This window comes from Marinobacter sp. UBA2498 (assembly GCF_002341575.1).
Lineage (GTDB): Bacteria > Pseudomonadota > Gammaproteobacteria > Pseudomonadales > Oleiphilaceae > Marinobacter > Marinobacter manganoxydans.
This window is the reverse complement of record NZ_DDOI01000016.1, coordinates 11982-12562: the sequence shown is the minus strand read 5'-3', so window position 1 is coordinate 12562 and position 581 is coordinate 11982. Positions and strand designations below refer to the sequence as shown.

The window sequence follows — 581 nt, the reverse complement described above, 5'->3', positions numbered from 1 at the left end:
ATTCACCAGCCCTATACGTTCGGCGAATCGGATACCGCCGTCTTCTTCCGTGACGACGGTCTGTCGGATCTGATCGGTTTTACTTATGCAGACTGGCACGCCAGGGATGCCGTTGGCGACCTGGTGCATCACATGGAAAACATTGCGGGGCAGGCCAAGGGCAAGACGAAGCCGGTGATTTCCGTGATCATGGATGGCGAAAATGCCTGGGAGTATTACCCCGAGAACGGTTTTCACTTCCTCGACGAACTTTATCGGGTACTGGCAAACCACCCCCGGCTCAGATTGACCACTTATGCCGATCTGGTGGCGAACCCCGTAGCCGCGCCGGTTCGTTTGCCGCATCTTGTGGCCGGCAGCTGGATTTATGGCACGTTCTCCACCTGGATCGGTGACCCGGACAAGAACCGGGCCTGGGATCTGCTCTGTGAAGCCAAAACCCACTTCGACCGGGTGATGGACAACGGCAGCCTCAATTCGGAGCAGAAAGCAGCCGCCATGCAGCAACTGGCTATCTGCGAAGGGTCCGACTGGTTCTGGTGGTTTGGTGACTATAACCCGGCCCAGATCATCAGCGACTT

At 57.1% G+C, this 581-nt stretch carries 1 protein-coding gene; it reads left to right on the top strand.

All coding sequences use genetic code 11. The features are described from left to right. Positions 1 to 581 (top strand): glycoside hydrolase family 57 protein (locus B2W52_RS01740; protein WP_476738508.1); only part of this gene is annotated, 581 nt, incomplete at both ends.